The organism is Pantoea hericii (assembly GCF_014155795.1).
Lineage (GTDB): Bacteria > Pseudomonadota > Gammaproteobacteria > Enterobacterales > Enterobacteriaceae > Pantoea > Pantoea eucalypti.
The window spans coordinates 176,572-199,805 of the sequence record NZ_SCKV01000003.1 but is presented as its reverse complement, the minus strand read 5'-3'; the positions used below and the strand labels follow the sequence as shown (position 1 = coordinate 199,805).

The following is a 23,234-nucleotide window of genomic DNA, read 5'->3' as shown; positions in this document are numbered from 1 at the left end:
TCTGCCAGGCAAAGAGGGGCAAACCAGCAACGTCTTATTCCGCGTCAGGTGTAATCACCGCTGCAGCTTCTTCAGTCTGCGGCTTAGATTCTGTCGCTTCTTTGATGCTCAGACGTACGCGGCCCTGGCGATCAACTTCCATCACCTTAACCGGCACTTCCTGACCCATCTGCAGATAATCAGTCACTTTCTCAACGCGCTTATCAGCGATTTGTGAAATGTGAACCAGACCTTCTTTACCACCACCGATAGCGACGAAGGCACCGAAGTCAACGATGCGGGTCACTTTACCACTGTAAACGCGGCCCACTTCGATTTCTGCAGTGATCTCTTCGATACGACGAATCGCTTCTTTCGCTTTCAGACCATCGGTCGCAGCAATTTTAACGGTGCCGTCATCTTCAATTTCAATCGTTGTGCCGGTCTCTTCGGTCAGTGCACGAATCACTGAGCCGCCTTTACCAATCACATCTTTGATCTTGTCAGAGCTGATTTTGATGGTGTAGATGCGTGGAGCAAATTCAGAAATCTCGGTACGCGGTGTGCTGATAGCCTGTTCCATAACGCCGAGGATGTGCAGACGCGCACCCTTAGCCTGGTTCAGCGCTTCCTGCATGATTTCACGCGTGATGCCTTCGATTTTGATGTCCATCTGCAGCGCGGTGATACCTTCACGGCTACCGGCTACTTTGAAGTCCATGTCGCCCAGGTGATCTTCATCGCCCAGGATGTCAGACAGAACCACAAACTTCTCATCTTCTTTCACCAGCCCCATTGCGATACCCGCAACGGCGGCTTTGATTGGCACACCTGCATCCATCAGCGCCAGTGAAGCACCACAGACAGAGGCCATTGAAGAAGAACCGTTAGATTCGGTGATTTCAGACACTACACGCACGGTGTAAGGGAAATCTTCCGCTTTTGGCATAACGGCTAACACGCCACGTTTCGCCAGACGACCGTGACCAATTTCACGGCGCTTAGGCGAACCTACCATGCCGGTTTCGCCGACAGAGTACGGAGGGAAGTTGTAATGGAACAGGAAGCTGTCGGTACGCTCGCCCATCAGCTCATCCAGGTTCTGCGCATCGCGGGTTGTACCCAGCGTGGCCGTAACCAGCGCCTGCGTCTCACCACGGGTGAACAGTGATGAACCATGGGTACGTGGCAATACGCCAGTACGCACGTCCAGACCGCGGATCATATCTTTTTCACGGCCATCGATACGTGGCTCGCCATTCAGGATACGGGTACGAACGACGGTTTTTTCGAGGCTATGCACGATATCGCCGATTTCTGAACCATCCAGCGTTTCATCTTCAGCCAGCAGAGCAGCAATGGTTTCGTCTTTAATGACGCCAACCTGCGTGTAACGCTCCTGCTTGTCAGTGATGCGGTAAGCATCGCTGATGCGCGCTTCTGCCAGGGCAGCAACACGAGAAATCAGTGCGGTGTTAGCCGCTTCTGGCTGCCAGTCCCAGCGTGGTTTGCCAGCTTCTGCAACCAGGGCATTGATGTTTTCGATAACAATCTGCTGCTGATCGTGGCCAAAGACCACAGCGCCCAGCATCTGCTCTTCTGACAGGATCTCAGCTTCAGATTCAACCATCAGAACGGCATTCTGCGTACCCGCAACAACCAGATCCAGACGAGACTGTTTCAGCTCATCTGCAGTTGGGTTCAGAACATATTGATCGTTAATATACCCTACGCGCGCTGCACCGATTGGGCCATTGAACGGCAGACCTGACAGCGCCAGAGCGGCAGAAGCACCCATCATCGCAACGATGTCCGGGTGAACCTGTGGGTTAACAGAAACCACGGTTGCAATAACCTGGACTTCATTAACAAAGCCTTCCGGGAACAGTGGACGAATCGGGCGGTCAATCAGACGCGAAATCAGCGTTTCGCCTTCGCTTGGACGGCCTTCACGACGGAAGAAGCTGCCTGGGATACGACCAGCAGCGTAAGTACGCTCCTGATAGTTTACGGTCAGTGGAAAGAAGTCCTGACCTGGTTTAGATTTTTTCTGACCTACAACAGTGACGAACACTGCAGTATCGTCCATGCTCACCATTACAGCGGCTGTCGCCTGGCGAGCCATCATGCCGGTTTCCAGCGTGACGGTATGTTGACCATATTGGAATTTGCGTACGATCGGATTCAGCAAAGTCAAAGTCCTTAACTTCGGGGCATGGCTATCTGTAGCCCGCCATTGATTACCAATCTTCAGCTGCATCCTCGCGACTAATGACAACCCTCGACCGCCTCTGCGGTAAAGCCTCTCATTAGCCGCGCGAAATTCTGCAAACTAAAGATCACACTAAGCAACAATACATCAGTTTGGACCGGATTGCTGCCGATTGCTCGAAAAAAGGGGCCATAAAGGCCCCCTCTTCACGAAACTCGCACAAATCTGATCGTAAGCTGCACACAGTGCAAAAAACCACATAATGCCCCGACGATCAGATTTTTCAGACTTAGCGACGCAGACCGAGACTTTCGATCAGGCTGCTGTAGCGTGCAACGTCTTTACGCTTCAGGTAGTCCAGCAGCTTACGACGCTGAGATACCATGCGCAGCAGACCGCGGCGGCTGTGGTGGTCTTTTTTGTGCTCAGAGAAGTGACCCTGCAGATGGGTAATCTGCGCGGTCAACAGGGCAACCTGAACTTCGGTTGAACCGCTGTCGTTAGCACCACGGCCATATTTAGCAACGATCTCTGCTTTAGCTTCTACGCTTAGAGACATAATAAACTCCGGTAATAAATGAATGTATGGGTGCCGATCTCTAATTCAGCATCCCGCTTTAAAGCCGCACTATTCTACTCTGCGCCTGATAGCAACGCAAATGCCCCATCAGCGAAAAGTGGCCGCACGACTTAATCCTGATACTCAACCACTAAACGACGCGGCGCAAGACGCCCATCAGCGGCAATTTCTGCCATGCCGATAAACTTACGCGCTTCGCCTTCTGATACCCTGACCAGTCCCTGTGCAGGCGCATTACTCGCCTGTACTGGCTGTCCCAGGCGAAACAAATCTGCCACGGCAGTTGGGATATTCACTTCAGGGAAATCAGAGGCCGGGCTGTCCATTGGCAGCAGCAGCGGATCAAGCTGCGATTCCAGTGAGATGCCAGCGTCAGTGGCTTCCGCCAGCAGGGTATTGAGCTGCTCCAGCGTCACCATCCTTTCATAGGGATAACGGGCAACCTGCACACGACGCAGCATGGTGACATGCGCACCGCATCCCAGCTTTTCACCCAGATCATCAATGATGGTGCGGATATAGGTGCCTTTGGAGCAGTGAATTTCCAGCTCCAGCTCATTATCCTGCCAGCGAATAAACTGCAGCTCATAGACCGTAATCGGACGCGGTTCACGCTCGATCACAATGCCCTGACGCGCATACTCATACAGCGGACGTCCCTGATGCTTCAGTGCCGAAAACATTGAGGGCACCTGCAGCGTATCGCCGCGGAAGCTCTCCAGGGCGCTATCGAGTTCGGCCTGACTGAAGCTGACCGGACGCGTCTGCACGATGTTGCCATCGGCGTCTGACGTGTCAGTCCGCTCGCCCAGCCGGGCTATCACACGGTAGCGTTTGTCAGAATCCAGCAGATATTGGGAAAACTTGGTTGCTTCACCCAGGCAAATTGGCAACATGCCAGTGGCCAGGGGATCAAGCGCGCCGGTGTGTCCTGCGCGATTGGCGTTGAAGATACGCTTTACTTTCTGCAGGACATCATTCGACGAGACGCCTTGTGGCTTATCCAGCAACAACACGCCATGGACGTCGCGACCGCGACGACGCGGACGACTCATTACGCCTCCTCGTCATCGCCAGTGGCGTCCGGACCACGACGTTCAGCATCATTCTTCACAACGCTGGTGACGAGATTGGACATGCGCATCCCTTCAACTAACGAGTTATCGTAGAAGAAGGTCAGCTCAGGCACGATGCGCAGACGCATCGCTTTACCCAGCAGAATGCGAATATAACCTGACGCTTCTTTCAGCGCTTTCAGACCATGTTTAATGGCATCTTCATCTTTGTCGTTGAGGAAAGTGACGAACACTTTTGCGTAGGCAAGATCGCGTGACACTTCAACGCCAGACACCGTGACCATCATGCCGAGACGTGGATCTTTAATCTCACGCTGCAGGATCATCGCAATCTCTTTTTGCAGCTCTTGTGAAACGCGCTGCGGGCGACCAAATTCTTTCGCCATCATTATTTCTCCCAAATAATTCGGGAGGCCAGAGGCCTCCCAAATTGCAACACATCAGCAGTCTATTACTCGATGGTGCGTTTAATTTCGATGATTTCAAACACTTCGATCATATCGCCAACGCGAACGTCGTTGTAGTTCTTCACGCCGATACCGCACTCCATGCCGTTACGCACTTCGTTGACGTCATCTTTAAAGCGACGCAGAGATTCCAGCTCGCCTTCGTAAATCACCACGTTGTCACGCAGGACACGGATTGGATTGTGACGTTTGATGTTACCTTCCGTCACCATACAACCGGCAATGGCGCCAAACTTCGGTGATTTGAATACGTCGCGGACCGCAGCCAGACCAATGATCTGCTGTTTGTACTCTGGTGCCAGCATACCGCTCATCGCCGCTTTAACTTCGTCAATCAGGTTATAGATGACAGAGTAGTAGCGCAGATCCAGGCTTTCTGCGTCAATGACGCGACGCGCAGAGGCATCGGCACGAACGTTGAAGCCAAGCAGAATGGCGTTAGAAGCAGCCGCCAGGGTCGCATCGGTTTCGGTAATCCCGCCGACGCCTGAACCCACAATCTTCACCTTAACTTCATCGGTGGAGAGTTTCTGCAGAGAATCAGAGATGGCTTCGACAGAACCCTGAACGTCAGCTTTCAGAACGATGTTCAGTTCAGATACTTCGCCTTCGGTCATGTTAGCAAACATGTTCTCGAGCTTAGATTTCTGCTGGCGAGCCAGTTTAACTTCGCGGAATTTGCCCTGACGATAGAGTGCAACTTCGCGTGCTTTCTTCTCGTCACGTACCACAGTCGCTTCATCACCCGCAGCCGGTACACCGGACAGGCCCAGAATCTCAACCGGGATAGACGGACCCGCTTCCATGACTTCGCGACCCAGCTCGTCACGCATTGCACGAACACGGCCATATTCGAAACCACAAAGAACGATGTCGCCTTTGTTCAGCGTACCTTCACGTACCAGCACGGTGGCAACCGGACCACGACCTTTGTCGAGGAACGATTCAATCACCACGCCGCTCGCCATACCTTCACGGATAGCGGTCAGTTCCAGAACTTCCGCCTGCAGCAGGATAGCGTTTAACAGATCATCAATGCCGGTACCCGCTTTCGCAGAGACATTCACGAACATGTTTTCGCCGCCCCACTCTTCCGGAATGATACCGTACTGAGTCAGTTCGTTTTTAACACGATCCGGATCCGCTTCTGGCTTATCGCACTTGTTCACGGCAACCACAACCGGCACTTTCGCGGCTTTGGCGTGCTGAATAGCTTCAACAGTCTGTGGCATTACGCCATCGTCTGCTGCAACGACCAGGATAACGATGTCGGTAGCCTGCGCACCACGTGCACGCATTGCGGTAAACGCGGCGTGGCCCGGGGTATCCAGGAAGGTGACCATACCGTTGTCAGTTTCAACGTGGTAAGCACCGATGTGCTGTGTAATGCCGCCCGCTTCGCCAGAGGCGATTTTAGTGGAGCGGATATAGTCCAGCAGAGACGTTTTACCGTGGTCGACGTGGCCCATGATGGTAACAACCGGCGCACGAGACTCCTGCGCAGCATCGGTATCACGATCGTCCATTACCGCTTCTTCCAGCTCGTTTTCACGACGCAGGGTTACTTTGTGGCCCATCTCTTCGGCAACGAGCTGTGCAGTTTCCTGATCGATCACCTGGTTGATGGTCGCCATTGCGCCCATCTTCATCATCGCTTTGATGACCAGAGAACCTTTCACTGCCATTTTGTTAGCCAGTTCGGCTACGGTAATGGTTTCGCCAATCACAACATCACGGTTAACAGCCTGCGCTGGCTTGTTGAAGCCCTGCTGCAGTGCGCTAGGTTTGCGATGCTTGCCGCCTTTACCACCACGAACCTGCGCACGCGCTTCTTCACGGTCAGTTTTGGCTTCAGAGTGTTTGTTGCCTTTTTTCGCCGGACGCGCAGCTTTAGCAGTCGTCCGCGCACGCGCACGACCTGCTTCAACCTGACGGTCGTTTTCATCTTCCGCCTGACGGGCATGGGTAGAAGTGGTGACGTGATAGTCGCCTTTATCCTCTTCTTCCGGTTTTTCCCATTCAGCTGATTTCTCTTCAGCCAGACGGCGGGCTTCTTCGGCTACGAGGCGGGCAGCCTCTTCCAGCTTACGGCGCGCTTCTTCTTCAGCTTTACGCTTCAGTTCAGCAGCTTCTGCTTCGCGACGGGCTTTGTCTGATTGCGCAGCCTTTGTCACTTCGTCGGTAGGTTGATTTGTCACTTTGTCATTTTCCGCTGCTGCACGTTTGGCCTTATCAGCGGCTTCGCGCCTTGCTTTGTCTTCGGCTTCACGTTGCGCTTTCTGTTCAGCTTCGCGACGGGCTTTTTCTTCAGCCTCGCGTTGCGCCTGCTCTTCCGCTTCACGCTGCGCCTCGGCTTCAGCTTCTGCCTGAGCTTGCTCAGACTCTGCATCACCTTTCACATAGGTACGCTTTTTGCGGACTTCAATTTGCACCGACTTACTTTTACCCCCGGTGCCTGGAATATTCAAGGTGCTGCGCGTTTTACGCTGCAACGTCAGCTTAGCTGAACCGACCTGACCGTGTTCACGGTTCAGATGAGATAGTAAGGTTTCTTTCTCTTGCTGGCTCACCGCGTCATTTTCAGACTTAGGGATACCCGCATCAGCAAATTGCTGTACCAGGCGATCGACCGGAGTCTGAATTTCTGCGGCCAGCGATTTTACGGTTACATCTGTCATGCTGTTCCTTCCTGTTATTACGCGTCATCGCCGAACCAGCAGATATTACGTGCGGCCATAATCAGCGCGCCGGCTTGTTCATCAGACAGGCCTTCAATATCCGTCAGATCGTCAACACCTTGCTCAGCGAGATCTTCCAGCGTGCAAACGCCTTTCGACGCCAGGCGGAACGCCAGCGCACGATCGAGGCCTTCAAGATTCAGAAGATCCTCAGCGGGCTCCTGATTTCCAAGACTCTCTTCTTTCGCCAGTGCCAGGGTGGTTAACGCATTTTTTGCTCGTTCACGCAGGGCTTCAATGGTCTCTTCGTCGAGGCCGTCGACTTCCAGCAGCTCGTTGATTGGCACGTATGCCAGCTCTTCCAGCGAGGAGAAGCCCTCTTCCACCAGTACGGTGGCGAACTCTTCGTCGATGTCGAGATGTTTAGTGAACATATCGATCGCTGCATGTGCTTCAGCCTGATGCTTAGCCTGCAGATCATCGACGGTCATCACGTTCAGCTCCCAGCCACTCAGCTGCGAAGCGAGACGCACGTTTTGGCCGTTACGGCCGATCGCCTGAGCCAGATTGCCAGCTTCTACGGCGATATCCATGGTGTGATTATCTTCATCAACCACGATTGACGCCACATCGGCCGGAGCCATGGCGTTGATAACAAACTGTGCCGGGTTATCGTCCCACAGCACGATATCAATACGCTCGCCACCCAGTTCACTGGAAACTGCCTGAACACGCGCGCCGCGCATGCCCACACAGGCACCGACCGGATCGATACGTTTGTCGTTGGTTTTGACTGCAATTTTAGCGCGCGAACCCGGATCACGGGCGGCTGCTTTAATTTCAATCAGTTCTTCGCCAATTTCTGGCACCTCGATCCGGAACAGTTCAATCAGCATTTCGGGTTTGGAACGCGTGACGAACAGCTGCGCGCCACGCGCTTCCGGACGTACAGAGTAGAGTACGCCACGAATACGATCGCCTGGGCGGAAGTTTTCACGCGGCAGCATATCTTCGCGCAGAATGACCGCTTCGGCATTGCTGCCTAAATCGAGGGAAATGTTGTCGCGGTTAACTTTTTTCACCACACCGGTGATGATTTCGCCTTCCTGCTCACGGAACTGATCAACCACCATTGCGCGCTCAGCTTCGCGCACTTTTTGCACGATAACCTGCTTAGCAGTCTGGGTGGTGATACGGTCAAAGGTGACCGATTCAATCTGATCTTCGACATATTCGCCCAGATTGAATGCTTCATCTTCGAAGCGGGCCGCATCCAGCGTGATCTCGCGCGTCGGCTGTGTTACCTCTTCAACGATTTCCCAGCGGCGGAAAGTATCGAAATCGCCACTGCGGCGATCAATGCTGACGCGTACCTCAATTTCCTGCTCGTACTTTTTCTTGGTCGCAGTCGCCAGCGCGCTCTCCAGCGCTTCGAAGATTTTCTCACGCGGCAGGGCTTTTTCGTTAGAAACGGCTTCTACAACAGCTAAGATCTCTTTGTTCATCCTGGTTAGCCTCAATCCGGACTTTTAAAAGTGGGGGACCAGGTTCGCTTTCTGAATATTACTCAGCGCGAACACTTCATCGCTACCCTCAACGTGCACCGTGATCATCTCGCCATCAACTGACTTGATGGTTCCCTGCCATTTACGGCGGTTCTGAACGGCCATACGCAACACCAGGCTCACTTCTTCACCCATAAAGCGGGTGTAGTGTTCAGCGGTGAACAGAGGACGATCGAGTCCCGGTGAAGAGACTTCAAGGTTGTAAGGAACAGTAATAGGATCTTCAACATCCATTACCGCACTTACCTGGTGGCTGACATCGGCGCAATCATCGACATTGATGCCATCTTCACTATCAATATAGATGCGCAGGATAGATGTGCGACTACGAACGAATTCAATTCCAACCAGTTCGTAACCCAGCGCTTCTACGGGAGCCGATACCAACTCTGTCAATTTTTGCTCTAATGTGGACAAGCCCACCCCCAAGACATAAAAAAAGGGCCTATAGCCCAGTATTACGATTCGCTAATAACAAAAAACCCCGAATATTCGGGGCTTTTAATCACTGGACCCTGTATGCCGCAATGCGGCCCGGACTCCATCCAAAGAATTTTCTTTCAAAAAATAGCCGTGAATGCGTCCGTCGATGCATACAGTATATTTGAAAAAGAACTCAAAGGGAAAGTGGTTGCGGGGGCCGGATTTGAACCGACGACCTTCGGGTTATGAGCCCGACGAGCTACCAGGCTGCTCCACCCCGCGTCCGAAAACGTGGCGAATAATACGCCAGACCTGCAAAAAATGCAAGTGATACTACGATTTGGTACCGAGGACGGGACTTGAACCCGTAAGCCCAATCGGGCACTACCACCTCAAGGTAGCGTGTCTACCAATTCCACCACCACGGCACTGCACTGACCACAACGATTCGTTGTGCTGACGACCTTACTTAGGAATATCGCTGCCCGGTGTAACCGGTTGAGCTGGCTTTTCAGTCTGTTGAGAAGACTGCGCCGGCGCAGAAAGATTTTCCCACTCACTTCCTTTTGACGCTTTATTGCTGTTCAGATTACCCAGAACCAGGCTGATGATGAAGAACAATGCCGCTAAAATGCCAGTAGTACGGGTCATGAAATTACCTGAACCCGACGAACCAAACACTGTACCGGATGCGCCTGCACCGAATGAGGCTCCCATATCAGCGCCTTTGCCTTGCTGCAGCATGATCATACCCACGAGGGCGATAGCTACAATAAGGAAAACAACTAAAAGAGCTTCGTACATATTCAACCTGTTCCTTGCACGATAATCGTACAGTTAAAGCTTCACCAGTATTGATGGGGAGTCTCGTCATCACCCATCAGAAGCGGGTGTGAATACTAACCAAAGGCGCATATCTCTGCAAGTGCAATTTTTACCACCCGAACTGATTGCAGAAAAAAGCGCCATCCCGGTGATTTTACAGGCAGTTCCACACTCTGCAGACTGCCTGTTACTGTTTTAAACGGCCTTGACCTGATCGGCGATGCGATTCGCCAGTTCGGTGACCTGTGCTTCATTTTCGCCTTCGACCATCACACGAATCAATGGCTCGGTGCCGGACTTACGCAGCAGAACACGTCCGCGACCTGCCAGCGCTTTTTCCACTTCCGCGGTCACGGTTTTGACGGCATCGCTTTGCAGCGGATCATGTTCACCTGAAAAGCGCACGTTGACCAGAACCTGCGGCAGCATTTTCATACCACTGCAGAGATCGTGCAGGCTCATGTGGTTACGCACCATTGCAGTAAGTACTTGCAAACTTGCAACGATACCGTCGCCGGTCGTGGTTTTATCGAGCAGGATCACATGACCGGAGTTCTCAGCACCGAGACGCCAGCCCTTCTCCTGCATCTTCTCCAGCACATAACGGTCACCCACTTTGGCGCGGGTAAACGGAATGCCAAGCTGCTTCAGTGCTAACTCCAGTCCCATGTTACTCATCAGCGTACCCACTACACCGCCGCGTAACTGTCCCTGGCGCAATGCTTCACGTGCAATGATATAGAGGATCTGGTCGCCATCCACTTTGTCGCCCAGATGGTCAATCATCATGATACGGTCGCCGTCGCCGTCGTAGGCCAGACCAATATCAGCTTTCTCGGCCAGCACACGCTGCTGCAGCAGTTTGAGATCGGTGGCACCGCACTCTTTATTAATGTTCATGCCATCTGGCTGGACACCAATAGCAATGACGGTCGCACCCAGTTCACGCAATACATTCGGCGCGATGTGGTAGGTGGCACCATTGGCACAGTCGACCACAATCTTCAGGCCATTCAGATTCAGTTCGCTGGGGAATGTCCCTTTGCAAAACTCAATGTAACGCCCTGCGGCATCCACGATGCGGCTGGCACGGCCTAACTGCGCTGATTCAACACAGGTAATCGGCTTTTCCATTTCCAGCTCAATCGCTTCTTCAACGTCATCAGGCAATTTGGTGCCTTCGGAGGAAAAGAACTTAATCCCGTTGTCGTCAAACGGGTTGTGTGACGCCGAAATCACAATGCCCGCCTCTGCGCGGAAAGTGCGGGTCAGATAGGCGATGGCGGGCGTCGGCATCGGGCCGGTAAACGCCGCTGTCAGGCCTGCCGCAGCGAGGCCTGCTTCCAGCGCGGACTCCAGCATGTAGCCAGAGATACGGGTATCTTTACCAATAATGATCTTCTTAGAACCATGGCGCGCCAGCACTTTACCTGCGGCCCAGCCGAGCTTCAGGACAAAATCGGGGGTAATGGGGGTTTCACCGACTTTGCCGCGAATGCCGTCTGTACCGAAATATTTACGATTACTCATGATACTCCTTTTGCTCTTCGGGTCGCTTCGACCACGCGCATCGCTTCGGCCGTCTCTTTTACGTCATGCGCACGAATAATCTGCACGCCCTGCATGGCAGCAATCACCGCGCAGCTCAGGCTGCCGGTTAAACGCTGTGACGGGCCGACATTTAACAGCTGACCAATCATTGATTTACGCGACATCCCTACCAACAGCGGCAGACCGAAGTGGTGAAAATCGCCCAGATGAGCCAGCAGTTCATAATTGTGGCTGAGATTTTTACCGAAACCGAAGCCCGGGTCGAGTATCAGCCGCTTTTTTTTAATTCCCGCCGCTTCACAGCGTGCAATCTGCTGAGCGAAGTAAGTGTCCACTTCGCTTAAGATGTTTTCGTAAACCGGTGCCTGCTGCATGGTGCGCGGCTCGCCCTGCATATGCATTAAACAGACGGGAAGTCCGGTAGCGGCTGCAGCATCGAGCGCGCCTGGTTCAGTGAGTGAACGAACGTCATTAATGATGTGAGCACCCACTCGCGCAGCTTCCCGGATAACCTCGGCTTTAGAGGTGTCCACTGAGATCCAGACTTCGAAACGCTGGGCGATGGCTTCGACCACCGGAATCACCCGCTCCAGCTCTTCCTCCACACTCACTTCATCAGCGCCAGGACGGGTTGATTCACCGCCCACGTCGATAATGGTGGCACCTGCATTAACCATCTCATTGGTATGCGTCAGCGCATCAACCAGCGCGTTATGTTTACCACCATCTGAAAAGGAGTCCGGCGTGACATTCAGAATGCCCATCACATGAGGAAAAGATAAATCGAGATGGGAATCACGGGCAAACAACTTCATGGTGAAAACTCCTTGCTGATCAATATCTGGATGTAAAAAACCCCGGACCAGCCGGGGTTTTGTCTGACGATGTTGCGTCTTATTTGTTGTACTGCTCTGACATGGTATTGCCTGGGTTTGGCGTACGCGGTTCATCAACCGGACGTGGCGCCTTTGGCGTACCGTTGCTATCTGAGTTGCTGCCTGGATCTTCCCAGCCTGCTGGCGGACGCACTTCGCGGCGTGCCATCAGGTCGTCGATCTGCGGTGCATCAATGGTTTCATACTTCATCAGCGCGTCTTTCATCGCGTGAAGGATGTCCATGTTCTCACCCAGAATGCGGCGAGCACGCTGGTAGTTGCTGTCGATCAGGTGTTTGACTTCCTGGTCGATGATGCGGGCAGTTTCATCAGACATGTGTTTCGCTTTCGCGACAGAACGTCCAAGGAACACTTCACCCTCTTCTTCTGCATACAGCAACGGACCCAGTTTTTCAGAGAAGCCCCACTGCGTCACCATGTTACGTGCCAGGTTAGTCGCGACTTTGATGTCGTTAGACGCACCGGTAGAAACACGTTCTGCACCGTAGATGATCTCTTCTGCCAGACGACCGCCGTAAAGCGTTGAAATCTGGCTTTCCAGTTTCTGACGGCTGGCGCTGATCGCGTCGCCTTCAGGCAGGAAGAAGGTCACACCCAGCGCACGGCCGCGCGGGATAATCGTAACTTTATGGACCGGATCATGCTCTGGTACCAGGCGACCAATAATCGCGTGGCCGGCTTCGTGGTAAGCCGTTGACTCTTTCTGCGATTCCGTCATCACCATGGAGCGACGTTCCGCACCCATCATGATTTTATCTTTCGCTTTCTCGAACTCAACCATCGACACCACACGCTTGTTTGAACGGGCGGCGAACAGCGCTGCTTCGTTGACAAGGTTGGCCAGATCGGCACCGGAGAAGCCTGGGGTACCACGTGCAATGATCGCTGCATCAATATCGGTAGCCAGTGGCACACGACGCATATGCACTTTCAGGATCTGCTCACGACCGCGTACATCGGGCAGGCCTACAACAACCTGACGGTCAAAGCGGCCCGGACGCAGCAGCGCAGGGTCCAGTACGTCAGGACGGTTAGTCGCGGCGATAACGATAATACCTTCGTTACCTTCAAAACCATCCATCTCAACCAGCATCTGGTTCAGCGTCTGCTCACGTTCATCATGACCACCGCCTAAACCGGCGCCACGCTGACGGCCAACGGCATCGATTTCATCGATGAAGATGATGCACGGTGCCGCTTTCTTAGCCTGTTCGAACATGTCGCGCACACGGGATGCACCGACACCGACAAACATTTCCACAAAGTCAGAACCGGAGATAGTGAAGAAAGGCACCTTCGCTTCGCCAGCAATCGCTTTTGCGAGCAAGGTTTTACCGGTACCCGGTGGCCCCACCATCAGAACGCCTTTTGGAATTTTACCGCCCAGCTTCTGGAAACGGCTCGGCTCACGCAGATATTCCACCAGCTCAGCCACTTCATCTTTCGCTTCGTCACAACCTGCGACGTCAGCGAAAGTGGTTTTAATCTGGTCTTCCGTCAACATGCGGGCTTTGCTTTTGCCGAAGGACATCGCGCCCTTTCCGCCACCGCCCTGCATCTGACGCATAAAGAAGATCCACACACCGATCAGCAGCAGCATCGGGAACCACGAAATGAAGATTGAAGCCAGCAGGCTTGGTTCTTCCGGCGGTTCGCCAACCACTTTGACGTTTTTGGTCAAGAGGTTATCGAGCAACTTAGGATCATTGACAGGAATGTAGGTGGTATATTTATTGCTGTCTTTTTTGACAACGTTAATTTCACGCCCGTTAATGCGTGCCTCGCGGACCTGATCCTGGTTCACTTCCGACAGGAAGGTTGAATAATCAACCCGACGGCCATTCGACTCGCTGGGCCCAAAGCTCTGGAATACTGACATCAGCACGACCGCGATGACTAACCAGAGAATCAGGTTTTTCGCCATGTCACTCAAGGGATTAACCTCATATTACATCGGTGTTAACAGATAGCGTAGGGTACTATAGTTCCTGCATACATGGAATCGCAGCAACGCTGCGGACTTCTCCAGCAATTTGGTTATAGTTTGCGCCCAGTCGCCACAATGTACACTTCACGTGAACGAGAACGTGAAGCGTCCGGCTTACGAATTTTTACTTTCGTAAACAGGGAGCGAATTTCCCGCAGGTATTCATCGAAGCCATCTCCCTGAAACACTTTCACTACAAAACTGCCGCCAGGTGCCAGGATATCCCGACACATCTCCAGCGCCAGCTCCACTAAATACATCGACCGGGGAATATCTACGGCAGGTGTACCACTCATATTCGGCGCCATGTCGGACATGACAACCTGAACTTTCTGATCGCCAACGCGCTCAAGCAGCGCATTGATCACCGATTCTTCACGAAAATCGCCCTGAAGGAAATCGACACCGACTATTGGATCCATTGGCAGGATATCACAGGCAATGACGCGCCCTTTGTTCCCGATTTGCTGTACCACATATTGCGACCAGCCACCGGGTGCGGCACCCAGATCTACCACGGTCATACCGGGTTTGAACAGCTTGTCACCCTGTTGTATTTCATCAAGTTTAAACCAGGCGCGCGAGCGCAACCCTTTTTTATGCGCCTGGAGCACATATTTATCGCTAAAGTGTTCCTGAAGCCAGCGGCCGGAGCTGGCTGAACGCTTTTTACCCGTCATATTATTTCCAACTAAATCGTCATCGTAGCGATAAACCTGCACGCAATGGGTTGCGTCGATTTGGTGATATACCCGAGATGGCGGTAGAATGAACCGTTTTCAATCCCTGAGTAAGTAAAAAACTACGATGAATCTAAGTACCAAACAAAAACAGCACCTCAAGGGCCTCGCCCATCCACTCAAGCCCGTGGTTATGCTGGGTGGCAACGGCCTGACTGAAGGCGTGCTGGCCGAAATCGAGCAGGCTCTGGCGCATCACGAACTGATCAAGGTAAAAATCGCCTCGGAAGATCGTGAAACGAAACAGCTGATCGTTGAAGCTATCGTGCGTGAGACCGGTGCCAGCAACGTACAGGTGATCGGCAAAACGCTGGTGCTGTATCGCCCCTCTAAAGAGAGCAAAATTTCTCTGCCACGTTAAGTGGGCAAAGAAAGTGACATGCTCTTACCTCAGATAAAAGGCCGCGATGCGGCCTTTTTCTTTTCTTTACATTGTGCTTTAACGCTTTTCAAAGCGTAGCAACATCTTAAAGGTATTCCACCTTCAGGATTTCGTACTCAACGTCGCCGCCTGGGGTTTTAACAATAGCCACATCATCGGCCTCTTTTCCCACCAGGCCACGCGCCATTGGCGAATTGACCGAAATCAGATTTTGCTTAAAGTCCGCTTCGTCATCGCCCACGATACGATAAGTCGACTCTTCGTCGGTCTCGACATTCAGTACGGTTACCGTTGCGCCGAAAATTACGCGGCCAGTTTTAGGCATCTGGGTGACGTCGATCACCTGCGCATTGGAGAGTTTGGCTTCAATCTCCTGAATACGCCCTTCACAAAAACCCTGCTCTTCACGCGCAGCATGGTATTCCGCGTTCTCTTTTAAATCGCCGTGTTCGCGTGCGTCAGCGATAGAGGCGATAATGCGCGGGCGCTTCACGGTTTTCAGCTCGTTCAGCTCTTCGCGCAATCTTTCAGCGCCTCTTAACGTCATCGGAATCTGATTCATTTAAGCTCCTCGCCCTCTTTCCTGTTAACGATGTCATCCTGACCGGTGACTGCAGAAAAAAGCGTTCTGCGGCACATTAGCCCGTTTTTGCAAATAAAAGAATCCTGACCCGGAGATGCTTCCAGGCCAGAAAAGAGTTTTGCAATTTGATACGTATTTTACCCCAGAGTTCACTGCGGGTCATCGTTTACTTTGCACCGTCCGGCAACGTAGTATTGACGCCCTCACCTGCCAGTTACCGCGAGATTATGCGATTTTCACGACTTGTTACCGGATTAAGCTGTGCATTTATGCTGCAGGCACACGCAGCGCCAGTTGATGAATACATGCAGTACCTGCCAGACGGTGCCAATCTGGCGCTGATGGTCCAGAAAGTGGGTGCTTCAACACCGATCATTGATTATCACGGAAAACAGATGGCCCTGCCCGCCAGTACCATGAAAGTGGTGACGGCGCTGGCGGCATTACTGGAACTGGGGGGCGATTTCCGTTTTCAGACCACTTTTGAGACTCGCGGCGCCATTATAGATGGCACCCTGAACGGCGATTTAGTCGCACGTTTCGGCGGTGATCCTACTTTAACCCGTCAGGATCTGCGCAACATGGTCGCGGCGATTAAGAAGCAGGGTATTAACCATATCAAAGGCAATCTGGTTATCGACACGTCCGTGTTTGCCAGTCACGACATGGCGCCGGGCTGGCCGTGGAACGATATGACTCAGTGCTTCAGCGCCCCGCCGGGTGCAGCGATTGTTGATAAGAACTGTTTCTCGGTATCGCTCTACAGCGCGAATACGCCGGGTGAAAATGCCTTTGTTCGCATCGCCTCCTATTATCCGGCGCATATGTACAGCCAGGTCCGCACCATCGGCCGCAACAGCGGCGAAGGGCAATATTGTGAACTGGATGTGGTGCCGGGCGAGCTGAACCGCTACACGCTGACTGGCTGTATGCGTCAGCGTGCCGAACCGCTGCCGCTGGCCTTTGCCGTGCAGGATGGTGCGGCCTGGGCTGGCGAGATTCTCAAGGCGGAACTGCGGTCGTCAGAGATTGATTACAGCGGGCATCTGGTGCGTCAGACGCAGGTCACGGAGCCTGGCACCGTACTGGCATCGACCCAGTCCGCGCCGCTGCATACGCTGCTGCACACCATGCTGAAGAAGTCAGACAACATGATTGCCGACACGGTGTTCCGCACTATTGGTCATCACTACTTCAACGTACCAGGAACGTTCCGTGCCGGGCAGGATGCGGTTCGTCGTATCCTGAAAGCGAAAGCCAACGTCGATATGGGCAACAGCATCCAGGTCGATGGTTCCGGCCTGTCGCGCCACGACCTGATTTCACCGCAAACCATGATGCAGGTGTTGCAGTTCATTGCGAAGAATGACAACACGCTGGATTATATTTCGATGCTGCCGCTGGCTGGCTATGATGGCACGCTGCAATATCGGGGCGGCCTGCATGAAGCAGGGCTGGATGGCAAAGTCTCGGCGAAAACCGGTTCACTGCAGGGCGTCTATAACCTGGCGGGCTTTATCACCACCTCAAGTGGCGCGCGGGTGGCGTTCGTTCAGTTCCTTTCCGGGTATGCGGTACCGCCGGAAGATCAACGTACCCGTCGTATTCCCCTGGTGCGTTTCGAGAGCCGACTCTACCGCGATATCAATCAGAACAACTGATGACGCCGTAATAAAAACGCAGCAGGTGATCAACCTGCTGCGTTTTTTTATGGCTGAACGCTTCAGAAGCGGATACCAGCGTCGCCCTGAAGTGCTGGCTCCAGAAAGAACAATGCCCCCTTTCATTCCTGAAAGGGGGCATCCTATATCACGCTGTAGCAGACGCGCGGTTAACGCTGATAGATGATTTCAACACCTTCGTCGTCTTCATCATCCCAGTCGTCATCCCACTCTTCATCTTCCACTTCGACCGTGTTTTCAATGGTTTCTTTGTGGTAATCGTCCCACATAAACTCCACTTTTTCCGGCTGTTTCTCTTCAAGCTCGGCTTCTTTCGGGTTGGCATTGATGAAGCTCATCACGTCCCAGCAGAGTTCGTTGACACCAGTACGGCTTGCGGCAGAGATCAGGTAATACTTATCTTCCCAGCCCAGCGCTTCAGCAACGGCTTTTGCCCGTGACTGCGCTTCTTCTTCGCTAATCAGATCAATCTTGTTGAAGACCAGCCAGCGTGGCTTGTTGAACAGCTTCTCGCTGTACTTTTCGAGCTCGCCGAGAATAATGCGGGCATTTTCAACCGGATCGCTTTCATCGATCGGATCGATGTCGATCAGGTGCAGCAATACGCGGCAACGCTCAAGGTGTTTCAGGAAGCGGATACCGAGGCCAGCACCGTCTGCTGCGCCTTCAATCAGGCCAGGAATATCAGCCACGACGAAGCTCTGCTCGCTGTCCATACGGACTACGCCCAGGCTCGGCACAAGCGTGGTAAATGGATAGTCCGCCACTTTTGGTTTGGCAGCTGAAACAGCACGGATAAAGGTTGATTTACCGGCGTTCGGTAAGCCCAGCATCCCAACGTCTGCCAGCAGCATCAGCTCCAGCTGCAGGTCACGTTTTTCACCTGGAGTACCCATCGTTTTCTGACGAGGACTGCGGTTCACTGAGGATTTGAAGCGCGTGTTGCCCAGACCATGCCAGCCGCCCTTGCCGACCATCAGTTTCTGGCCGTGACGCGTCATGTCACCGAGTGTCTCACCGGTACCCTGATCGATAACCCGGGTGCCGACTGGCACTTTAACTTCGATATCTTTACCGCGTTTGCCTGTACAGTCGCGGCTCTGGCCGTTCTGTCCGCGCTCTGCCCGGAAAGATTTTTCGAAACGATAATCGATAAGGGTATTGAGGTTTTCATCAGCGATCAGATAAACATCACCGCCGTCACCGCCATCACCGCCATCAGGGCCGCCTCTCGGGATATATTTTTCGCGGCGGAAGCTCACGCAACCATTACCGCCATCACCGGCGACGACCAAAATTGTCGCTTCATCTACAAACTTCATTTTCTATCTCCGTCACACAATCGTCTGCAGCACTCTGCAGACGGGTCCGCCAGGGTCTTCTGCGCTGACCAGCGGCGGATAAATCAGGATTGGCTTTCGCCAGTGCGTACACAAAGTGTACAGCAAACTTTTGTGATGCGTCGCTTTTACCGCAACAGACCGCAGAATGTAAAAAGCCCCGCAGGAGCTGCGGGGCCTTCAATTCGTGCGTTCAGACGTTAAACGTCTGCGTCACGACAACCTTACTCAGCAACGATGCTGATGTATTTACGGTTGTTCGGACCTTTAACTTCGAACTGTACTTTACCGTCTGCGGTAGCAAACAGGGTGTGGTCACGACCACAACCTACATTGGTACCGGCGTGGAATTTGGTGCCACGCTGACGAACGATGATGCTACCTGCCAGAACAGATTCGCCACCGAAACGCTTTACACCCAGACGTTTTGCATTGGAGTCACGACCATTTCGAGTCGAACCACCAGCCTTTTTATGTGCCATTTGTCAGATCTCCTCTTACGCCGTGATACCAGTGATTTTCACATCAGTGAACCACTGACGATGGCCTGCTTGCTTACGGTAGTGCTTACGACGACGAAACTTAACAATCTTAATTTTCTCGCCACGACCGTGAGCAACAACTTCTGCCTTGATCATTCCGCCTGAAACCAGTGGCGCGCCGATTTTCACGTCTTCGCCATTAGCAATCATCAGAACCTGGTCAAACTCAATCGTTTCACCGGTTGCGATGTCCAGCTTTTCCAGGCGAACGGTCTGACCTTCGCTAACTCGGTGTTGTTTACCACCACTTTGGAAAACCGCGTACATATAAAACTCCGCTTCTGCGCTTGCCTTTTAGTTCATCAGGCGGCGCGCTAAATATTCACAATAGGGCGCGAATTCTACGCAAAACTCCAGAAGAAGACAAGAGCACTTTGCACACTCTTGCAGAAAAAAAACACAGGCTGAATGCAACCGTTTCTCAGGCACAAAATTCAAGTACAATCAGTAACAGATTACCTGAACGCTGGCTGAGTAAACCACTTACCATGGCAGAGATAACGAGTCATAGCTGAAAAGACGAATGAACTTAGAACAGATTAATGAATTAACCGCACAGGATATGGCTGCCGTTAACCAGACCATCCTCGACCAGCTGAATTCAGATGTCTCGCTCATCAACCAGTTGGGCTATTACATCATCAGTGGTGGGGGCAAGCGTATCCGTCCCATGATTGCCGTGCTCTCCGCACGTGCCATGGGCTACAAGGGCGACCTGCACGTGACCAATGCGGCGCTGATCGAATTTATCCACACCGCCACGCTGCTGCATGACGATGTCGTGGATGAATCCGATATGCGTCGTGGCAAAGCGACCGCGAACGCGGCGTTTGGCAATGCGGCAAGCGTGCTGGTCGGTGACTTTATTTATACCCGCGCCTTCCAGATGATGACCAGCATGGGTTCGCTGCGTATCCTGGCGCTGATGTCAGAGGCAGTAAACGTCATTGCTGAAGGTGAAGTCCTGCAGCTGATGAACGTCAATGATCCCGACATCACTGAAGAAAGCTACATGCGCGTCATTTACAGCAAGACAGCGCGTCTGTTTGAAGCCGCCTCGCAGGCTTCTGCAATTCTGGCTGAAGCCACACCTGAAGAGGAAAAAGCCCTGCAGGATTATGGGCGCTATCTGGGTACGGCTTTCCAGTTAATTGACGACTTACTGGATTACAGTGCTGATGGTGAAACGCTGGGTAAAAATACTGGCGATGACCTGAGTGAAGGCAAACCCACCCTGCCACTGCTGCATGCGATGCAGCACGGCTCGCCTGAACAGGCGAAGATGATCCGTGAAGCCATTGAACAGGGAAATGGCCGCCATCTGCTGGAACCCGTACTGGAAGCGATGAATCAGTGTGGTTCTCTGGAGTGGACGCGCAGTCGTGCCGAACAGGAAGCGGATAAAGCCATTGAGGCCCTGAGAATTCTGCCGGAATCACCATGGCGCAGTGCCCTGGAGTCGCTGGCGCACATGTCAGTTCAGCGCGATTTTTGATCCCTCACGGAGCCTTCCGGGCTCCGTTTTCATCTCATCCGTCCCCATTATTCTTATTTCCTGCAAGCATTTGCACACCTTTTGCGAGTCATCCCACAGACCCGGCGCTGGATCTAAAAATAACTGGAAATTAATGGAAACTTTTTGCTATAAAACCCCTGTTCTTTCCAGATGGCACTAAAAAGGAAAGCCAACGTCCTGCTGGACGACGCAATGACAAGGAAAAGGAGAACAGGTTATGGAAAAAATAAAGGAAGACTGGCATCCGGCTGACATTATCGCGGCGCTGCACAAACGCGGTATGACGCTGGCAGCACTATCACGCGCATCGGGTCTGAGTTCGTCAACACTGGCTAATGCGCTGACGCGCCCGTGGCCCAAAGGAGAATGGCTGATCGCCGACGCGCTAACGATTCACCCGAGTGAGATCTGGCCCAGTCGATATTATGATCCCCACACCCACCGCCTGCTGGATCGCAGAAAACGTATCCGGACGCCTGCAGCGCATTCCGACAGCAACTGAGACCGCAGGCTATTTTCAGGCGAAAAAAAACCAGCCCTGAAGGGGGCTGGCTTTTTGAGTGCCTCAGCAGACTTACTCTTCGCTGACACGCTCGATGTTCGCGCCCATTGCTTTCAGTTTATCTTCGATGTGCTCATAGCCACGATCGATGTGATAAATGCGATCAACGAACGTCGTGCCTTCCGCAATACAACCCGCCAGAACCAGGCTGGCAGAAGCACGCAGATCGGTCGCCATCACCTGCGCACCTGACAGGGTTTCAACCCCATGACAGATTGCCGTGTTGCTCTCAATCTCAGCATGTCCGCCCATGCGAATCAGTTCAGGGATATGCATAAAACGGTTTTCGAAAATGGTTTCGGTAATCAGACCCGTGCCTTCCGCAACCATGTTTAACAGGGTGAACTGTGCCTGCATATCTGTCGGGAACCCCGGATGCGGAGCGGTGCGCACGTTAACCGCTTTTGGTCGCTTGCCGTGCATGTCCAGACTGATCCAGTCTTCACCGGTTTCAATATCGGCACCCGCATCACGCAGCTTAGCCAATACAGCATCCATGGTATCTGGCTGGGTTTTGTGGCACATCACTTTGCCGCCTGAAATGGCAGCAGCCACCAGGAAGGTACCGGTTTCGATACGATCGGGCAGAACGCGATAAACACCGCCACCCAGACGCTCAACGCCTTCGATGGTGATTTTGTCGCTACCTGCGCCACTGATTTTGGCACCCAGGGTGTTAAGGAAGTTGGCGGTATCGACAATTTCCGGCTCACGCGCCGCATTCTCGATCACAGTGGTACCTGTCGCCAGCGTCGCTGCACTCATGATAGTGACCGTTGCGCCAACGCTGATTTTGTCCATGACAATCAGCGCGCCTTTCAGGCGTCCATTGACTGAGGCTTTAACGTAGCCCTCTTCCAGTTTGATCTCAGCACCCAGCTGTTCCAGACCGGTGATATGCAGATCAACCGGACGCGCGCCGATAGCGCAGCCACCCGGCAGAGAAACCTGACCCTGACCAAAACGCGCCACCAGCGGACCCAGCGCCCAGATTGAGGCACGCATGGTTTTGACCAGGTCATAAGGCGCACAAAACACATCTACCGCACTGGCATCGACATGCACAGAACCGTTGCGTTCGACCTTCGCACCCAGCTGGCTCAGCAGTTTCATGGTGGTATCAATGTCGCGCAGCTTTGGCACGTTCTTAATCTCTACCGGCTCTTCAGCCAGCAGGGCAGCAAACAGAATAGGAAGTGCGGCGTTCTTTGCCCCGGAAATGGTGACTTCACCACTTAAACGGGTGGGGCCTTGCACACGAAATTTTTCCATCAACACGGCTCTCGATTAACTAGCTAAAAATTGGACTCGCTCACGGCGAGTTCACCACGCAGAAGGATCAGAAACCGTTGAGTTTACGGTCACGTGCCCATTCAGCGGGAGTATAAGTTTTGATAGAGACAGCATGCATGCGGTTATCCGCGATGAATTCCATCAGCGGCGCATAGACAGCCTGCTGCTTTTTCACGCGGCTCAGTTCGCCAAACAGTTCGCCTACGGCGATCACCTGAAAATGGCTGCCATCGTTGCTCATCACATGAACTTCGTCTAAAGGCAATGCGGCCATCAGCACGGCCTGAATTTCACTGTTTTCCATTGGGCTTAACTTCACTTAATAATAATAAGGCTGACATAGTAGAGGAAAGCG

22 protein-coding genes and 2 tRNA genes are annotated in these 23,234 nt (G+C 52.9%); 4 read left to right on the top strand and 20 right to left on the bottom strand.

All coding sequences use genetic code 11. The annotated features are described in order from the left end of the window. Positions 1 to 34 precede the first annotated feature (34 nt). From pnp to rlmE, 14 genes are all read right to left on the bottom strand, one after another. Positions 35 to 2,170, bottom strand: a complete 2,136-nt coding sequence (gene pnp / locus H7K52_RS08020; RefSeq protein ID WP_003851060.1) for a polyribonucleotide nucleotidyltransferase — start codon at positions 2,168 to 2,170, stop codon at positions 35 to 37. A gap of 310 nt (positions 2,171 to 2,480) precedes the next feature. After that, entirely contained in the window at positions 2,481 to 2,750 is a 270-nt protein-coding gene (gene rpsO / locus H7K52_RS08015; protein WP_003851063.1) for a 30S ribosomal protein S15, read from the bottom strand. Positions 2,751 to 2,881: 131 nt separating this feature from the next. Continuing rightward, a complete protein-coding gene (truB, locus tag H7K52_RS08010; protein WP_003851064.1) occupies positions 2,882 to 3,826 on the bottom strand; it encodes a tRNA pseudouridine(55) synthase TruB in 945 nt (314 codons plus the stop codon). After that, complete coding sequence (gene rbfA, locus H7K52_RS08005; RefSeq protein WP_033731320.1) at positions 3,826 to 4,233, bottom strand: 30S ribosome-binding factor RbfA; 408 nt, start codon at positions 4,231 to 4,233, stop codon at positions 3,826 to 3,828. The genes truB and rbfA overlap by 1 nt, the downstream gene beginning before the upstream one ends. A gap of 65 nt (positions 4,234 to 4,298) precedes the next feature. Further along, on the bottom strand, positions 4,299 to 6,992 hold the full coding sequence (gene infB, locus H7K52_RS08000) for a translation initiation factor IF-2 (RefSeq protein ID WP_003851068.1): 2,694 nt from the start codon (positions 6,990 to 6,992) through the stop codon (positions 4,299 to 4,301). A gap of 17 nt (positions 6,993 to 7,009) precedes the next feature. After that, positions 7,010 to 8,497 (bottom strand): transcription termination factor NusA, encoded by a 1,488-nt coding sequence (gene nusA / locus H7K52_RS07995; RefSeq protein ID WP_003851070.1) that lies wholly within the window; start codon positions 8,495 to 8,497, stop codon positions 7,010 to 7,012. A gap of 24 nt (positions 8,498 to 8,521) precedes the next feature. Further along, positions 8,522 to 8,974 (bottom strand): ribosome maturation factor RimP, encoded by a 453-nt coding sequence (gene rimP / locus H7K52_RS07990; protein ID WP_010251795.1) that lies wholly within the window; start codon positions 8,972 to 8,974, stop codon positions 8,522 to 8,524. Positions 8,975 to 9,185: 211 nt separating this feature from the next. Beyond that, a tRNA-Met gene (locus H7K52_RS07985) sits at positions 9,186 to 9,262 on the bottom strand. Between the two features lie 59 nt (positions 9,263 to 9,321). Then, positions 9,322 to 9,408, bottom strand: a tRNA-Leu gene (locus H7K52_RS07980). Between the two features lie 37 nt (positions 9,409 to 9,445). Further along, complete coding sequence (gene secG, locus H7K52_RS07975) at positions 9,446 to 9,784, bottom strand: preprotein translocase subunit SecG (RefSeq protein WP_003851074.1); 339 nt, start codon at positions 9,782 to 9,784, stop codon at positions 9,446 to 9,448. A gap of 216 nt (positions 9,785 to 10,000) precedes the next feature. Next, on the bottom strand, positions 10,001 to 11,335 hold the full coding sequence (glmM, locus tag H7K52_RS07970; RefSeq protein WP_003851080.1) for a phosphoglucosamine mutase: 1,335 nt from the start codon (positions 11,333 to 11,335) through the stop codon (positions 10,001 to 10,003). After that, on the bottom strand, positions 11,332 to 12,171 hold the full coding sequence (folP, locus tag H7K52_RS07965) for a dihydropteroate synthase (protein WP_003851082.1): 840 nt from the start codon (positions 12,169 to 12,171) through the stop codon (positions 11,332 to 11,334). Before folP ends, glmM begins: the two co-directional genes overlap by 4 nt. A gap of 79 nt (positions 12,172 to 12,250) precedes the next feature. Further along, the gene (gene ftsH, locus H7K52_RS07960) at positions 12,251 to 14,176 is read right to left on the bottom strand and encodes an ATP-dependent zinc metalloprotease FtsH (protein WP_033743100.1); all 1,926 of its coding nucleotides are present in this window, start codon (positions 14,174 to 14,176) and stop codon (positions 12,251 to 12,253) included. A 113-nt stretch (positions 14,177 to 14,289) separates the two neighbouring features. Beyond that, positions 14,290 to 14,919 carry a 23S rRNA (uridine(2552)-2'-O)-methyltransferase RlmE gene (gene rlmE, locus H7K52_RS07955; protein WP_008925419.1) on the bottom strand — a complete coding sequence of 210 codons (630 nt, stop codon included), beginning with the start codon at positions 14,917 to 14,919 and terminating at the stop codon, positions 14,290 to 14,292. A 127-nt stretch (positions 14,920 to 15,046) separates the two neighbouring features. Here rlmE and yhbY point away from each other — a divergent pair, with 127 nt between their 5' ends. Next, positions 15,047 to 15,340 (top strand): ribosome assembly RNA-binding protein YhbY, encoded by a 294-nt coding sequence (gene yhbY / locus H7K52_RS07950; protein ID WP_008925418.1) that lies wholly within the window; start codon positions 15,047 to 15,049, stop codon positions 15,338 to 15,340. A 106-nt stretch (positions 15,341 to 15,446) separates the two neighbouring features. On the opposite strand, the gene greA is transcribed toward yhbY, so the two are convergent. Beyond that, the gene (gene greA / locus H7K52_RS07945; protein ID WP_003851087.1) at positions 15,447 to 15,923 is read right to left on the bottom strand and encodes a transcription elongation factor GreA; all 477 of its coding nucleotides are present in this window, start codon (positions 15,921 to 15,923) and stop codon (positions 15,447 to 15,449) included. Between the two features lie 248 nt (positions 15,924 to 16,171). Between greA and dacB the strand changes: the two genes are divergently transcribed. Then, positions 16,172 to 17,605 carry a serine-type D-Ala-D-Ala carboxypeptidase gene (gene dacB, locus H7K52_RS07940; RefSeq protein ID WP_033743117.1) on the top strand — a complete coding sequence of 478 codons (1,434 nt, stop codon included), beginning with the start codon at positions 16,172 to 16,174 and terminating at the stop codon, positions 17,603 to 17,605. A 170-nt stretch (positions 17,606 to 17,775) separates the two neighbouring features. On the opposite strand, the gene cgtA is transcribed toward dacB, so the two are convergent. From cgtA to rplU, 3 genes are all read right to left on the bottom strand, one after another. After that, positions 17,776 to 18,948, bottom strand: coding sequence for an Obg family GTPase CgtA (gene cgtA / locus H7K52_RS07935; protein ID WP_003851092.1), 1,173 nt, complete (start codon positions 18,946 to 18,948; stop codon positions 17,776 to 17,778). A gap of 242 nt (positions 18,949 to 19,190) precedes the next feature. Next, positions 19,191 to 19,448, bottom strand: a complete 258-nt coding sequence (rpmA, locus tag H7K52_RS07930; protein ID WP_003851093.1) for a 50S ribosomal protein L27 — start codon at positions 19,446 to 19,448, stop codon at positions 19,191 to 19,193. Between the two features lie 15 nt (positions 19,449 to 19,463). Next, a complete protein-coding gene (gene rplU, locus H7K52_RS07925; protein ID WP_008925416.1) occupies positions 19,464 to 19,775 on the bottom strand; it encodes a 50S ribosomal protein L21 in 312 nt (103 codons plus the stop codon). Positions 19,776 to 20,031: 256 nt separating this feature from the next. On the opposite strand from rplU, the gene ispB reads away from it, so the two are divergent. Both ispB and H7K52_RS07915 read left to right on the top strand, forming a co-directional pair. Continuing rightward, positions 20,032 to 21,003, top strand: coding sequence for an octaprenyl diphosphate synthase (gene ispB, locus H7K52_RS07920; protein WP_008925415.1), 972 nt, complete (start codon positions 20,032 to 20,034; stop codon positions 21,001 to 21,003). Positions 21,004 to 21,241: 238 nt separating this feature from the next. Next, positions 21,242 to 21,526, top strand: coding sequence for a helix-turn-helix domain-containing protein (locus H7K52_RS07915; RefSeq protein ID WP_003851095.1), 285 nt, complete (start codon positions 21,242 to 21,244; stop codon positions 21,524 to 21,526). 72 nt (positions 21,527 to 21,598) lie between these two features. Here the strand turns inward: H7K52_RS07915 and murA are convergent, their stop codons facing one another. Next, positions 21,599 to 22,858, bottom strand: a complete 1,260-nt coding sequence (murA, locus tag H7K52_RS07910) for a UDP-N-acetylglucosamine 1-carboxyvinyltransferase (RefSeq protein WP_008925414.1) — start codon at positions 22,856 to 22,858, stop codon at positions 21,599 to 21,601. 67 nt (positions 22,859 to 22,925) lie between these two features. After that, positions 22,926 to 23,183, bottom strand: coding sequence for a BolA family iron metabolism protein IbaG (ibaG, locus tag H7K52_RS07905; RefSeq protein ID WP_003851098.1), 258 nt, complete (start codon positions 23,181 to 23,183; stop codon positions 22,926 to 22,928). Positions 23,184 to 23,234 lie beyond the last annotated feature (51 nt).

What these genes read in the sequence shown, in the direction of transcription:
- nusA (WP_003851070.1), bottom strand. Translation starts at nt 8,497, where the DNA reads ATGAACAAAGAGATCTTAGCTGTTGTAGAAGCCGTTTCTAACGAAAAA.
- ftsH (WP_033743100.1), bottom strand. Translation starts at nt 14,176, where the DNA reads ATGGCGAAAAACCTGATTCTCTGGTTAGTCATCGCGGTCGTGCTGATG.
- rlmE (WP_008925419.1), bottom strand. Translation starts at nt 14,919, where the DNA reads ATGACGGGTAAAAAGCGTTCAGCCAGCTCCGGCCGCTGGCTTCAGGAA.
- rpmA (WP_003851093.1), bottom strand. Translation starts at nt 19,448, where the DNA reads ATGGCACATAAAAAGGCTGGTGGTTCGACTCGAAATGGTCGTGACTCC.
- secG (WP_003851074.1), bottom strand. Translation starts at nt 9,784, where the DNA reads ATGTACGAAGCTCTTTTAGTTGTTTTCCTTATTGTAGCTATCGCCCTC.
- glmM (WP_003851080.1), bottom strand. Translation starts at nt 11,335, where the DNA reads ATGAGTAATCGTAAATATTTCGGTACAGACGGCATTCGCGGCAAAGTC.
- rpsO (WP_003851063.1), bottom strand. Translation starts at nt 2,750, where the DNA reads ATGTCTCTAAGCGTAGAAGCTAAAGCAGAGATCGTTGCTAAATATGGC.
- ibaG (WP_003851098.1), bottom strand. Translation starts at nt 23,183, where the DNA reads ATGGAAAACAGTGAAATTCAGGCCGTGCTGATGGCCGCATTGCCTTTA.
- cgtA (WP_003851092.1), bottom strand. Translation starts at nt 18,948, where the DNA reads ATGAAGTTTGTAGATGAAGCGACAATTTTGGTCGTCGCCGGTGATGGC.
- greA (WP_003851087.1), bottom strand. Translation starts at nt 15,923, where the DNA reads ATGAATCAGATTCCGATGACGTTAAGAGGCGCTGAAAGATTGCGCGAA.
- infB (WP_003851068.1), bottom strand. Translation starts at nt 6,992, where the DNA reads ATGACAGATGTAACCGTAAAATCGCTGGCCGCAGAAATTCAGACTCCG.
- dacB (WP_033743117.1), top strand. Translation starts at nt 16,172, where the DNA reads ATGCGATTTTCACGACTTGTTACCGGATTAAGCTGTGCATTTATGCTG.
- ispB (WP_008925415.1), top strand. Translation starts at nt 20,032, where the DNA reads ATGAACTTAGAACAGATTAATGAATTAACCGCACAGGATATGGCTGCC.
- rplU (WP_008925416.1), bottom strand. Translation starts at nt 19,775, where the DNA reads ATGTACGCGGTTTTCCAAAGTGGTGGTAAACAACACCGAGTTAGCGAA.
- murA (WP_008925414.1), bottom strand. Translation starts at nt 22,858, where the DNA reads ATGGAAAAATTTCGTGTGCAAGGCCCCACCCGTTTAAGTGGTGAAGTC.
- H7K52_RS07915 (WP_003851095.1), top strand. Translation starts at nt 21,242, where the DNA reads ATGGAAAAAATAAAGGAAGACTGGCATCCGGCTGACATTATCGCGGCG.
- yhbY (WP_008925418.1), top strand. Translation starts at nt 15,047, where the DNA reads ATGAATCTAAGTACCAAACAAAAACAGCACCTCAAGGGCCTCGCCCAT.
- rbfA (WP_033731320.1), bottom strand. Translation starts at nt 4,233, where the DNA reads ATGGCGAAAGAATTTGGTCGCCCGCAGCGCGTTTCACAAGAGCTGCAA.
- truB (WP_003851064.1), bottom strand. Translation starts at nt 3,826, where the DNA reads ATGAGTCGTCCGCGTCGTCGCGGTCGCGACGTCCATGGCGTGTTGTTG.
- folP (WP_003851082.1), bottom strand. Translation starts at nt 12,171, where the DNA reads ATGAAGTTGTTTGCCCGTGATTCCCATCTCGATTTATCTTTTCCTCAT.